This is a genomic window from Bifidobacterium erythrocebi, assembly GCF_012932675.1.
Classification (GTDB): domain Bacteria; phylum Actinomycetota; class Actinomycetes; order Actinomycetales; family Bifidobacteriaceae; genus Bifidobacterium; species Bifidobacterium erythrocebi.
Map to the genome: position 1 here is coordinate 93,927 of NZ_JAAIIF010000009.1, position 13,383 is coordinate 107,309.

General features: G+C 61.2%; 12 protein-coding genes. 4 read left to right on the forward strand and 8 right to left on the reverse strand.

Annotation, left to right across the window (positions count from 1 at the left end):
• Positions 1–96: 96 nt before the first annotated feature.
• From G1C98_RS06255 to G1C98_RS06275, 5 genes are all read right to left on the reverse strand, one after another.
• Positions 97–864 (reverse strand): hypothetical protein, encoded by a 768-nt coding sequence (locus G1C98_RS06255; protein WP_169080312.1) that lies wholly within the window; start codon positions 862–864, stop codon positions 97–99.
• Positions 865–1,481: 617 nt separating this feature from the next.
• On the reverse strand, positions 1,482–1,853 hold the full coding sequence (locus G1C98_RS06260) for a hypothetical protein (RefSeq protein ID WP_169080314.1): 372 nt from the start codon (positions 1,851–1,853) through the stop codon (positions 1,482–1,484).
• Positions 1,854–2,470: 617 nt separating this feature from the next.
• Positions 2,471–2,812: a hypothetical protein gene (locus G1C98_RS06265; protein ID WP_169080316.1), complete on the reverse strand. Its 342-nt coding sequence runs from the start codon at positions 2,810–2,812 to the stop codon at positions 2,471–2,473.
• A 51-nt stretch (positions 2,813–2,863) separates the two neighbouring features.
• Positions 2,864–4,231 (reverse strand): dipeptidase, encoded by a 1,368-nt coding sequence (locus G1C98_RS06270; protein ID WP_169080495.1) that lies wholly within the window; start codon positions 4,229–4,231, stop codon positions 2,864–2,866.
• A complete protein-coding gene (locus tag G1C98_RS06275; RefSeq protein ID WP_169080318.1) occupies positions 4,218–4,445 on the reverse strand; it encodes a hypothetical protein in 228 nt (75 codons plus the stop codon). The genes G1C98_RS06270 and G1C98_RS06275 overlap by 14 nt, the downstream gene beginning before the upstream one ends.
• Between G1C98_RS06275 and G1C98_RS06280 the strand changes: the two genes are divergently transcribed.
• From G1C98_RS06280 to glnA, 4 genes are all read left to right on the forward strand, one after another.
• On the forward strand, positions 4,444–5,076 hold the full coding sequence (locus tag G1C98_RS06280) for a DUF3043 domain-containing protein (protein WP_169080320.1): 633 nt from the start codon (positions 4,444–4,446) through the stop codon (positions 5,074–5,076). The two genes, G1C98_RS06275 and G1C98_RS06280, sit on opposite strands and share 2 nt — an antisense overlap.
• A gap of 253 nt (positions 5,077–5,329) precedes the next feature.
• Positions 5,330–6,838 carry an FAD-dependent oxidoreductase gene (locus tag G1C98_RS06285; RefSeq protein WP_169080322.1) on the forward strand — a complete coding sequence of 503 codons (1,509 nt, stop codon included), beginning with the start codon at positions 5,330–5,332 and terminating at the stop codon, positions 6,836–6,838.
• Positions 6,839–7,013: 175 nt separating this feature from the next.
• Positions 7,014–7,802, forward strand: a complete 789-nt coding sequence (locus G1C98_RS06290) for a DUF4191 domain-containing protein (RefSeq protein WP_169080324.1) — start codon at positions 7,014–7,016, stop codon at positions 7,800–7,802.
• A gap of 320 nt (positions 7,803–8,122) precedes the next feature.
• Complete coding sequence (gene glnA / locus G1C98_RS06295) at positions 8,123–9,562, forward strand: type I glutamate--ammonia ligase (protein ID WP_169080326.1); 1,440 nt, start codon at positions 8,123–8,125, stop codon at positions 9,560–9,562.
• A gap of 355 nt (positions 9,563–9,917) precedes the next feature.
• On the opposite strand, the gene G1C98_RS06300 is transcribed toward glnA, so the two are convergent.
• The 3 genes from G1C98_RS06300 to G1C98_RS06310 form a co-directional block, all read right to left on the reverse strand.
• On the reverse strand, positions 9,918–10,754 hold the full coding sequence (locus tag G1C98_RS06300; protein ID WP_169080328.1) for an energy-coupling factor transporter transmembrane component T family protein: 837 nt from the start codon (positions 10,752–10,754) through the stop codon (positions 9,918–9,920).
• Positions 10,747–12,213 carry an ABC transporter ATP-binding protein gene (locus G1C98_RS06305; protein WP_169080496.1) on the reverse strand — a complete coding sequence of 489 codons (1,467 nt, stop codon included), beginning with the start codon at positions 12,211–12,213 and terminating at the stop codon, positions 10,747–10,749. Before G1C98_RS06305 ends, G1C98_RS06300 begins: the two co-directional genes overlap by 8 nt.
• Before the next feature lie 248 nt (positions 12,214–12,461).
• Entirely contained in the window at positions 12,462–13,094 is a 633-nt protein-coding gene (locus tag G1C98_RS06310) for an ECF transporter S component (RefSeq protein ID WP_169080330.1), read from the reverse strand.
• Positions 13,095–13,383: the final 289 nt, after the last annotated feature.

Below are 13,383 nucleotides of genomic sequence, written 5' to 3' on the forward strand. Positions count from 1 at the left end.
CTCGTTCACGACGGAACAACATTGCTCTCATCCCCCTCGATGATCCGCATCGGATTTCATATCATGCCTGGCGTCATGCTTGACGTGCAGGCCGCATCATCCCAACGGTTTCCAATACGAATCCGCATCCTGCGCATTGGCGACCCCATACTGGTAGAGCGTGAAGCATTCCTGCGCCTCCGCACTGGAGAAGAACGCCGGCGCCGAATCACTGCTCCAATCCTTCGAGAACTGCTCTTTGGTGTACGAAGTCGGCGCGACCTTCTTCTGGATGAGGCAGTTCACGAGCAACTGGTCACTGTCGGTCGACAGCTCCGGATTGCTTTCCTGCGTACGATACAGCTGATCGGTGTTCGTGTTCTCCGAAATCGAGCAGAAGTTCAGATCGCTGACGAGTTTCTCGTCCTGCGTCTTGCTCATGCCTTCTTCGTTCATGCTGGGAACCGCATAGAATCCGCCATATGCGGTCGGTTTGGGGTCGGTCCACCCACGGTTCATGATGCACGAGCGGAAATTCATCCAGGACTGTTCATAATCAGCGCGGGACACTTTCCCCTCATTAGCGATTGCGCGGTTGATGATGTCCCGCTGCGCATCGCTCATCGGAATCTGCGTGCTGTTGGAATCCTTGCGGATGTCGTCATCGCTTTTCAACATCCACTCCGCGTATGCCTTCAACGACGACGCATAATGCTGCCGATCGCTTCCTTCAGCCGACTGCGGCGCGGATGCGGAGGAGGAGGAAGAGGACGATGCGTTGGAATCAGCGCCCTTGTTCTTCGCGGCCCCCGGAGTGGAGCATCCGGAAAGACAAACCCCCACGCATACCGCAATCGCCACGGCGGTAAAAACTTTATGCCACATAATTTTCATCACAACATCCCCCATAGGGCCTGTTTGCGCCGCTGAGTTATCCTGTTATCCTCGCGGCGGCGCAAACAGGCATTTACTCATATCTACTGATATGAGTATTCCACCCAATCTTCATGCGCAGCTTGGGTACCATTCGCGATGGTATGGCATTGTGTATATTTGGAGGCCGATTGGTAGCGTACAATCGTTCGGTCTTGCACAGATCGGCAATAATGGCTTCGCGAAGAGGAATAACCTGTTACCTCAGACTTGGTGGGTGTAACATCCCAGCTAGCCTGATAGTATCCTATGTTAGTGCTCCCCTTGCTGACAGGATATTGTATATACGCGTTAGCAGTAGCAGCCACCCCAGTGCACATTCCGAGAGCGGCAATAGCAGATACTATCGCTGTTATCATTCTTTTTCTCATATTAATCCCCTTTGATAAACATGAATTATCAATTACCCTTCGAGCTCAACCCCCTTAGAAATTCAGCTCATTTTTATTGTATATCAAATCGCTACATCATGTCATCTGACACGCCGTCCATATCGCATTCTCCGTTATCGCATCTATAGCCGTCCATGCGGCATAAATAACAACAACCAGCAAACAACACAGCAAACGCTAGGGGCGGAATACACTGCCCGGCACTGGGACATCCGAATCATTCCCCAATTCGCCGAAATCCATCGCCACAGTTTGCACACCAGTCACATGGGAATTGCTTGAATACCGATTATCCGCGGAACGAGGAACCTGCATTTCCAGCCCACTCGCGGGGAGTTCCGAATACACGTTGTCTATCGGCCCAACGGCATAACAGGCAAATCCCAGAACCGCAATCACCATATACATGCCGGCGAGAACCAAGCATCCGGCATTGATAAGATCAACACCGCCGGAGACTGGCGAGAATTGGTAATTGAATCGGTAGCGTGTCAGTAGCTCAAGCATGGCCGGTCGGACACACACCATCAACTGGGCATATTCCAACATTACATACCCTAGACAGTATGCAAGAGTCCGCCCTGCTTTCTGTTCTCCAACAACGGTCAACCCCAATGGAGCGAATAGCCTGCTCTGCCGACTTCTGCAGCACAGCCCGCGCAGCCACCATATCAGGCACAAATCGGTTATCGGCCAAGGCGATATCTTCAACGTCGACAACGATGTCGAACCTGAAAACGGATGCCCGTCGGCAGTGAAGTTGAAGAACGGCCACCACATCACGAATTCAACATAACTGCACACTACGGCATAGATAAGGCAAGCGGATATCTCGATACGATTGCATGTCCTCTCCCGTCTCACCCCCGACTGCACCATACGAACCAATCGCGAGGACTTACGGTCTTCGATGGAACCGACACTTCCGGGACGGTACGAGTTGAGGCATTGAGGGCATACGACTTCACATTCCTGAATCCAGTTGTCACAGGAATCGCAATGCCAGTATGTTCCGGAATATTGGGGCAGAAACCGGTAGGCGGCCAATAACAGCATCCACAATGGCGGCCACGCATAATCGCGGATAATCTCACCGATCACCGCTTGTCAGACTCCCCAATAACGCATCAATCTGCCGCTCACCCTGCCAGAAAGCGATGCCTGCATCAGCGATTCGCAGCATTCTCATAATCGGTTTCGGTAAGCACGGCAGACGTTGCTTCATCATCGGTGACTGCATGCGCCGGAATCGCGATACATCCCAGAATCGCCACCGAGACCACTGCGGAAATAAGGATTACCGATCGTTTCATCATTGATTTCATCAAGTTTCTCACCCCACCGCTAATACTACCAGCGTCGGCTATGCGAGGCACGCCCGTTACAACGATTGTCGAGGAAACCCTCTTTGGAAAACGATTACAAAGCGCGAATAACGGCGGCGATTCATGCATGGTAATGACGATGGCCGTGACCGCGGCGGCATATGCCATTGCGGTCACGGCCATCGTCGTAACGTTACGCCCTGAATCACGGCCAGCATGTTGGCCGGCGCGGGCTCACTTGGCGAGCTTGTTGAGCAGCAGAGCCTCGGTGATCACGTTGTTCTTCAGACCCGGCAGCGAGATGGACTCGTTCGGGCTGTGCGCGTTGGCCTTCGGGTCCTCCGGGCCGGTGACCAGCACCTGGGCCTTGGGGAAGATGCGCTGCAGTTCGGGAATGAACGGGATGGAGCCGCCCTCGCCCTTGTTGATGGGGGCCGTGCCGAACGCCTCCTCCATCGCCTCAAGCGCGTCCTTGGTGGCCACGGCAGTCGGGTCCATGGCCCAGCCCATGCCGTTCTCGCCGAGCTTCACGCTCACTTCGGCGCCGAACGGCGCATGGTCCTTCAGGAACGTGGCCAGCGCCTCCTGTGCCTCTTCCGGGCGCTGGTTCGGTGCCGTGCGCAGGCTCAGACGGAACGTGGTCTCGGGGCTGATCACGTTGAACGAGCCCTCGACCGGGTGCGCGTCGAAGCCGATCACCGTCACCGACGGCTTGGTCCACATGCGCGAGGCGAGCGAACCGGTGCCGGCGAGACGATAGCCGGGCACCGTGCCGGAATCCTCACGCACGGTTGTCTCATCCAGGTCGCGCTGCAGACCGCCGATCGGCTCCTCGGCCGCCACGCCCGGCACCGCTAGATCGCCGTTCTCGTTGTACATGGATGTGATCAGCATCGCGGCGAGCGTGTTCGCATCGAGGATCGGGCCGCCGTACTGGCCGGAATGCACCGGGTGCTCCAGCACCTTGACGGTCACGTCCATGTCGGTGTTGCCGCGCAGGGACGTGGTCAGGCTGGGGATGTCGGCGGACCAGTTGCCCGAATCGGCCACGATGATCACGTCGGCGTCGAACTCGTCGCGGTGATCCTCGATGAACGGGATGAAGCTCGGCGAGCCCATCTCCTCCTCGCCTTCGATGAAGATCTTGACGTTCACGCCAAGATCGTCGCCCAGCGCCTTCAATGCGCCAGAGTGGATGGCGATGCCGCCGCCGTCGTCCGCGGCGCCGCGGCCGTACAGCCTGCCGTCGATCTCGGTGCCGACGAACGGGTCGGTGTGCCATGCGGCGGCATCCGGCACGGGCTGCACGTCATGATGCGCGTACAGCAGCACGGTGGGCGCGTCCGCGTCGACGATCCTGGAACCGATGACCTCCCATGCACCGGGGGTGCCATCGGGATTGTGCGACTGCACGACCTTGGCGTCCACGCCGACCTCGCGCATCTGCTCCGCCACGAATTCTGCGGAGCGCTTCATGTGATCCGCCGTTATGCCGTGGGCGGAAATGGATCGCAAAGCGATCTTGCGGTTGAGCACATCGACGATGCGCTGCCAATCCTGTTCGACACGGGCGCGGATGACGCCCGACTCAAGCTGTGCCATATTCATACCTTTTCCTTATGCCGCCGATCACGGCGGAACATGCGCTGGCTCGTACCGTACGTGCGACGATGCGAATTCGATATGCAATCGTATATTCCTCGCGCGCCCATGCAAAACGCACCATCGCGCCGCTATGCCGGGCAGCCCGCAAAGCTTGCAGTTCCAAGCATTCGCGCAAGCGCAGCGTCGAGACGTCACCGTAATCTGCAAGCATGACATGGAATAAGAAGAAGGACGAGGCGCACAAGCCGGCCGATGACGCGGCCCAATCCTCCGACACCAAGCACACAGGCACCGCCCAGACCACCGGCAAGGGCCATCCCACCCCCAAGCGCAAGGACGCCCAGGCACAGAACCTGCACCCGCTGGTCCCCGTCGACCGCAAGGCCAGCGCCAAGGCCGCCAAGGCCCGCATCCGCGCCAAGGAAGACGCCCAGTACGAGGCCATGCGCACCGGAGACATCAACAACATGCCGAAGTCGGAACGTCTGCCGTGGCGCGTGTACATCCGCGACTACGTCGACGCCCGCTTCAACATCGGCGAGTTCTTCGTCCCCGTCGCCGTCATCATCCTGATCGCCTCCATGGTGATGAGCGTGACCGTCCGCAACGTGTGGACCACCATCGTCCCGATGGTCCTGCTGTACGCCTACCTGGCCGCGGTGATCATCGACGTGGCGGTGATGTGGCACAAGCTCAAGAAGAAGCTGATCGAGAAGTACGGCGAGGCATCCGTGGCGAAGGGCACCCGTTCCGCGTCCTACGCGTGGAGCCGTGCGATCCAGCTGCGCCGTTGGCGTCTGCCGAAGCCGCGCTACGACAAGCGTGGCCACTGGCCGGAGTGATCCGCACCGCGCGTACATGCATACGATCCAACGCCCTGGGCGCAGTTCAGCCGCCTGGGGCGTTTCGCATATTCGCAGCACGCGAGGCCGCATCATGTGCTATGCAGCCGCAGCCGCACGCTAAGGTGGTTGCATAGCGCCGCGAACACGGCCGGCAGGCATATCGGTACGTGTCGAGCGCACCTATCAGCATCACATATCAATCGGTACGTGCCGGGCAACGGTACGCCAACAAACAGACGGGCAGGTTTCCATGACCGAACAATTCGACATCGTCATCATCGGCGCTGGCCCCGGCGGCTACTCCACCGCGTTGCGCGCGGCCCAGCTCGGCAAGCAGGTCGCCCTCGTCGAACGCGACGCCACGCCGGGCGGCACCTGCCTGAATCGCGGGTGCATCCCCACCAAGGCGCTGCTTGACGCCACAGCCACATTCGATGCCATCCGCCATACCAACGGCATCGGTATCCATGCGCACGCCGATTCCATCGACTTCCCCGCCCTGCACCATTGGCGCGAAGGCATCGTCTCCACCATGGTCCAGGGACTCTCATCCCTGCTCGCGCAACGGGGCGTCACCGTCTTCCAGGCCAATGCGGAACTCATGCCGGCTGGCGAAACCAATACGGCCGATGCCGACGGCCAGCGCCGCCGTTCCGTCTTGCTCACCCCCTCGACCGGGCAGACCGACGTGCTGCGCCACAAGGGCAAGACCACCGACGCGCAGGGAACGCGACTCGTCATCGAGGCCACGGACGTGGTGCTCGCCATGGGCTCGCGCCCGCGTGAACTGCCCGGCACCACGTTCCATGACGCGATCATCGACTCGACGCAGGCCCTGCAACGCGACTTCCCCGCTTCGGCCACCATCATCGGAGCCGGGGCCGTCGCCGTCGAATTCGCCTCGATCTGGAATTCGGCCGGCTGTACCGTCACACTCGTCATCCGCAAGGACCGCGTGCTTTCCGCGTGGGATCGCCGTGCAGGCACCACCCTCACCAGGGAGCTGAAGAAGCGCGGCATCACCGTCGTCTCCAACGCCGCGGCGACCCGTATCGAATCGAATGCGCCGAACGAAGCGACCGTATATTACCGCGTCAAGGACGGCGAGGAACAGTCCGTCACATCCGAAGTCGTGCTCGGCGCCATCGGACGCGACCCCAACACCCAGGCCGACTGGATCGCCGGCAACGGCATCGACCTTGACGAACGTGGGCATATCGTCACGGACGAATACGGCCATACGCGGGCCGCGCATGTCTGGGCCGTCGGGGATATCGTGGCCGGGCATGCGCTGGCGCACCGCGCGTTCGAACAGGGCATCACGGCGGCCGAGCGCATCGCCGGACTGGATCCGAAACCCGTAGACGAGAACACCGTTCCGCAAGTCGTATTCTCCCGCCCGCAAGCCGCAAGCGTGGGATACACCGGCGCACAGGCCAAGGCGGACGAACGGTTCGGCAACGTCACCGAAACCGCATACCCGATGATGGGCAACGCGCGCATGGCGATGAGCGGTTCGACCGGCTCGATGACCATCGTAAGCGGCGAGACCGCGGACAATCCGGGAACGCGCGTGGTGCTGGGCGTGCACATGGTGAGCCCCGAGGCGACCGAGCTCATCGCCGAGGCCGAGCAGCTGGTCGGCAATCGTGTGCCGCTCAGCGAGGCGGCCCGGCTCATCCACCCGCATCCCACCTTCTCCGAAACACTCGGCGAGGCGCTGCTGAAGGCGGACGGACGCCCATTGCACACCCGGTAACCGGTCTTTCCGCCCCGATCAGGCCGCACGGCTCTCCCCTATTCCGGGACTCATTATGTTTCGGCTCCACGTTGCCTGTTCGGGGCATGACCGGCAGCAATGCTTTCAATATTCCTTAATACTGGTAGACTATTGGCCAGTATGCCAACAGCGTCGAGTAGCAAGTGAGGGAGTTATGGCGGAAAAGCCTGCAAAGAAAAAGCCAGCAAAGAGGAGCCTGTTCAAGCAGATCGCACAGGTCTACAAGTTCACGCATGAAGAGGACAAGCAGCTTCCTGCGCTGATGGCTCTGGTCTTCGTCGCGCCGATCGTCGTGATGATTGTTCTCGGCATCGTGTTCAAGTGGATGTGGCTGACCTGGATCCTGATGATGATCCTGGCCATCCTGCTCGGCTTCCTGTTCGCCACCATGGTGCTGACCCGCCGCGCGGACGCCGTCGGCTTCCGCAAGATGGAAGGACGCCCGGGCGCCGCCATCGCCGTTCTGGGCAACATGAACAAGGCCGGCTTCAGCTTCCCGCAGGAACCGGTGTGGATCGACCCGCGCACCAAGGACGCCGTCTGGCGCGGCACCGGCTACAACGGCATCTACCTGATCGGCGAAGGCAACGCCGAACGACTCAAGCATGCGATGGACCGTCAGGAGCACGCCATCAAGGGCGTGACCGCCGGATCCTCCATCCCCGTCTACCGCGTGTACGTCGGCAAGGGCGAAGGGCAGACCCAGATCAAGGATCTGCGCAAGGTCATCCTCAAGATGAAGACCAAGCTGCCGAACACCACCACCAACAAGTTCATGAAGGCGATCCACCCGCACCAGCGCTTCATGCTCACCAAGACCGAGCTCACCACGCTGAACGATCGTCTGCGCACGCTGCAGGCCAAGAACGGCTACAGCATTCCGAAGGGAATGGATCCGATGCATCCCCAGAAGATCAGCCGCCGCGCCATGCGTGGTCGCTGAGCCGATCAACCGATACGGCAATTTTCGAAGATCCCGGCCAATCACCGGGATCTTCGCATATCCAGGCAACGAACGCGAGCCCCATCGGCTCACATGGCCGCGTCCTTGTTCGCGCTTCCCGCTCCCCTTCCCATCCAGCATGCGACCCTGGCACCCGTCCACTGTATGGACATGCATCATCGCATATTTCCCCGCAATACCGCGATTCGCACCCCAAAGCACCCGGCACGAAACATTCTCGTAACCGAAAGTACGAGTGCGCGAAACGCACGGTTCTATGCTTATCTCACGTAACTTCTGATTTTGAAAGGAGCGGTCCCGTGACCGACGAACTGAAAACCAAGGCTGATGCCGAGGCCCTTATCAATAAGGAAGGCGTGGAGTACGTCTCCGTCCGTTTCACCGACCTTATCGGCGTGCAGCAGCACTTCACCGTGCCGGCAAGCGAATTCCTGAAGGATGCCTTCACGGACGGCATGCCGTTCGATGGTTCTTCGGTGCAGGGCTTCCAGGCCATCAACGAGTCCGATATGAAGCTGGTCCCGGATGTGTCCACCGCCTTCATCGACCCGTTCCGCAAGCACAAGACCCTCGACGTGGCCTTCTCCATCGTGGACCCGCTCACCGATGAGCCGTACTCCCGCGATCCGCGTCAGGTCGCCGGCAAGGCCGAGGCCTACCTGAAGTCCACCGGCATCGCCGATACCGCTTCCTTCGCTCCGGAAGCCGAGTTCTTCATTTTCGACAAGGTTCGTTTCGAGAACTCCATGCAGCGTTCCTTCTACGAGGTCGACTCCATCGAGGCTCCGTGGAACTCCGGCATCGACACCGAAGACGACGGCACCCCGAACATCGGCTTCAAGAACCGCGTCAAGAAGGGCTACTTCCCGGTTCCCCCGATCGACCACACTCAGGATCTGCGCGACGACATGGTCGCCAACCTGCAGAAGGTCGGCCTGATCCTTGAGCGCTCCCACCACGAGGTGGCCGGCGCCGGTCAGCAGGAGATCAACTACCGCTTCAACTCCCTGCAGCACGCAGGCGATGACCTGATGAAGTACAAGTACGTCGTGCACGAGACCGCCGCTCTGGCAGGCAAGGCCGCGACCTTCATGCCGAAGCCGATCGCAGGCGACAACGGCACCGGCATGCACTGCCACCAGTCCCTGTGGAAGGACGGCAAGCCGCTGTTCTACGACGAGAAGGGCTACGCTGGCCTGTCCGACATGGCTCGCTGGTACATCGGCGGCCTGATCAAGCACTCCTCCTCCGTGCTGGCCTTCACCAACCCGTCCCTCAACTCCTACCACCGTCTGGTTCCGGGCTACGAAGCTCCGGTCAACCTGGTGTACTCCGCCCGCAACCGTTCCGCCGCCATCCGTATTCCGCTGGCCGGCACCTCCCCGGCTGCCAAGCGCATCGAGTTCCGCGCTCCGGATCCGTCCTGCAACCCGTTCCTCGCCTTCTCCGCTCAGCTGATGGCAGGCCTGGACGGTGTGCTGAACCACATCGAGCCCCCGGCACCGGTCGACAAGGATCTCTACGAGCTGCCGCCGGAAGAGCACGCAGGCATCAAGCAGGTGCCGAGCTCCCTGGCTGAAGCTATGGACGCCCTGGAAGAGGATCACGACTTCCTGACCGCCGGCGACGTGTTCACCGACGATCTGATCGAGACCTGGCTGGACCTCAAGCGCGGCGAGATCGACGAAGCCCGTCTGGCTCCGACCCCGCTGGAGTACGAGCTGTACTTCCACATCTGATAGCCACAGTGTTTCATATAGGAGGACCCCGCCGCTCTTTGGACTGGCGGGGTCCTCCCGTTTCTGCTCCCGGCTACGAAAACATTCGGGCGCGTCTTGCAAGACTGCTTTGTGGCCGCCCTTCAGAATACCGGCGATGTTCCCTAACGGCCGCCCACATGGTTCCGTAGGTGGTTGGCCGCAATACGTGGATACGGCAATGGCTTATTTCACGCCATTGTTCGCGTGGGTTTCTTACCTGAACCACCTACGGAAGCACGCATATCCCCATCCACGCATATGTTCTCATGCATACTTCAGCTTTTGCCTGGTTTTATAACACAACCATGCCAAATACCAAGAGCCAGAGCGGCAGTCAGTTGCTCACGCCGCTGAAAGCCCAATGCCAGTAGCCGGTGCAATACGCCGTGATGAGCGCAATCGCCGGCACCGCGGCGCATATCAGGTAGAATCCCCAGTCAACCGCATGCAATCGCGATTCACGGGCCTGGCTGCGCGGCAGTTCGGAACCGAATCCACGCGCCTCCATGGCGGTGGCCAGCTTCGTGCCGCGCCTGATCGACACGACCAGCAGATTGAACGCCTGGGAGATCACACGTCTGATGGCGTTGCCGTCGCCAAGGCCACGCGAGCGGCGGGCCTGCCCGAGCATGCGCCAGTCATCCTGCAGCAGGGTGAACATGCGCAGCCCGGCTAAACCGCCGTATACGAATTTCGACGGCAGGTGCAGGATCTGCACGAGGCCGTCGGCCAGATCGGTCGGGTCAAGCCCGAGCGCCAGCATCACGCCGGGCACCGCGATCGCGGCGACGCGCAGGAACGTGGCCGCCGCCAGATACAGCGATCCCTGCGAGATCACCACGAACCCGCCCAGATCCACCAGCACATCGCCCGACGCCTTGCCGTACAGGGCCACGGATACGAAGCTTCCCGTGGCTGCGATCCACACCGGCCAGGTCTTGCGCAGCACCGTCCACGGCGCGATGCCGCCGATCCACAGCAGAACCATCTCCAGCCCGAACGCCACCGATGCGGACATGATGTCGAGCGTGAAGAACATCGGGATGCACAGGAGCAACGCGCCGATGAACCGGCTGACCGGGTTGATCCGTGCAATGAACCATGATGGCGATGCGGGGCGGGATACGTCGAGACGTTCCGCATGTGGTACGACCGTAATGCGCTCAGTCATGCTGTTCCTCCTCGCTGACTATGATGCGGCGCGCGTCCAACGCCTCGATCAACGCCTCATCGTGCGTGACCATGATCACCGCGGAGCCGGCGTCGCGCACGTCCGCGATCAGGCGCACCATTTCCGTCCATGTGGTGAAGTCCTGGCCGAAGGTCGGCTCGTCCATCACCAGCACCTTCGGCGCGGCGGCCAGCATGGATGCGACCGACAAGCGTCTTTTCTCACCGCCCGATAGCGTGAACGGATTGGCTGGTCCGAAGCGTTTGAGGTTCACGCGTTCCAGCATCTCGTCCGCGATCCGATACGCCTCCTCATCCGACTTCCCCATGGACTTGGGGCCCACGGCGATCTCATCGCGCACGCTGGATGTGACGAACTGATGCTCCGGCTCCTGGAACACCATGCCCACGCGCCCCAGCAGATCACGGCTTTTCCATGTGCCGACATCATTGGCCCTATGCGCAGGCACCAGGTGCTCCGCCATGCGCACATGGCCGGCGAGCGGTTTGAGCAGCCCGGCCAGCGTGAGCGCGAGCGTGGATTTGCCCACGCCGTTCCGTCCCGTGAGCGCGGTGACCTCGCCGGCATGGAATTCAATGTTGACATGCTCGCCGAGCGGGAAACCGCGGCCGAAGCTCAGATCGTCGGCGTGCAGCACCGTTTCGCCAGGCTGCCCGGCCGGAGGGCAGTGCGTGATGGTACGCCCCGGAACCCATGCGCCGCCTGCGGCGAGCACATCGCCCATAGCGCCGAACACCTTGCTCGGAGCGCCGTCCGCGATCACCCCGCCGACCAGCGAATCCCCGTCGGGCTTGCCCAGCACAATCACACGGTCGACCGTGTCAAGCCACACGTCGATATGATGCTCGACCACGATCAGCGTCTCCCCGGTGCGTTCGACCACACGCTTCACGGCATCGTGGACCTCCTTGACGCCTTCGGGGTCGAGATTCGCGGTCGGCTCGTCAAGCAGCAGCAGACCGGGATGCATGGCCAGCACGCCGGCCAGGGCGAGACGCTGACGCTGGCCACCGGAAAGCTTGCGGGTGGAATGGTCGAAACGCATGTAGTCGAGGCCGACCATATCCAGGGATTCGCGAGCGCGCTGCCAGATCTCGTCCTTCGGCAGCCCCAGGTTCTCGCATCCGAACGCGGCATCGTCGCCCACGCGTTCCAGAATCGTCTGCGCATCAGGGTCCTGCAGCATCAGGCCGGAGATTCCGCGCGCCGTGCGCGCCTCCGCACCACCGATCAGCAGATGCCCCTCCTGCTCGCCGTCGTCATCGCCGCCGAGCACGCCGGCAAGTCCCGCCATCAGCGTGGATTTGCCTGCTCCCGAGGCACCGAGCAGCAGCACGCGCTCCCCCGGCTCGATATCGAAGCTCACATGGCGCAGGGCGAAGTCCTTGCGCGAGGCATGTCTCCATCCCCAATCACGCGCCTGGACGCTCACGCCCATCGAACCTTCCGTGGTGTTTTCGGCAGCGGCACTTTCCAAGGCACCCGCTCCGGTCCCAGCACCAGCGTTTTTGGCAGTATCAGCCATCGATCTTTCTTCCCCACTCAAGCAACACATAGCAGCACATAGCCATCACATCAATCACATAGCCGGGCACGCATCACAGCCGGCCGGCAAGCGATCAACGGGCAAACGGCGAGGCCCCGCGCCATATCACAAGACGCGAGGCCTTACCAGCCCAAATCCGATCAGACCAGGGTCTGTACGCGACCGGATTCGAAGCGGTCAAGCACGCCGGTCTTCGCGATGGCACGCTGCAGCAGGCACATCACCACGCCGGCCAGCAGTGCGCCGGAGATGACGGACGTGCCCAGGTAGATGCTGGAACGAAGCACGCCCCATGCCGGGTTCATGACCCAGTAGTAGAGGCCGCAACCCACGCCGGCCAATGCGCCGGACACCGCGGTGCTCAGCATGTTCCAGCCCTTGTAGGCGAACAGCGCGAAGCCGATCTCCGCGCCGATGCCCTGCATGATGCCGACGATCAGCGATCCGCCGACGCCCCACTGATTGCCCATGGTGAGTTCCAGTGCGGCGGCGAGGGTTTCGGCGAACAGCGCGGCACCAGGCTTGCGCACGATGATGGCGGCAAGCGGGCCGGCGAACAGCCAGAACGCGTTGAGCAGGCCTTCGAAGCCCGGCGTCACCGCGCCGAAGATGGCCAGCGGGGCCGCGCAGACGATGTCCCAGCCCCAGAAGATCACGCCGGATGCCACGGCGATGATGGCGGCCACCACAATGTCGACCACGCGCCATGTATTGCTGTGCTTGCGGACCACGGAAGACTCGTGCTCCGTGTTCTTGGTCGTCGATTCAGTCATTACTTGTGCCTTTCTCTCATTCAAGGCACGGGAAGAGAGACTCCGTGCGCCGGCATTACCCGGTAAACGTTCATACGGTCGAAGCTTGCGCTTGCTCTCAGCCTGGTAGGCCCCCGTGTCAGTGCCGATAGTACGCAAGGCACCCGATTTTCCCGTGTTCGTTTCTCATATGCGAAGACGGGACGCGCACCCGCAATGCTCGCAATAGGATTATGCGTACGCGGCGTGCGAGCCGACAACGGGACAGTGCCCGTACGATTCCCCGGAAATGCTCTAGGATGGCGTAGGA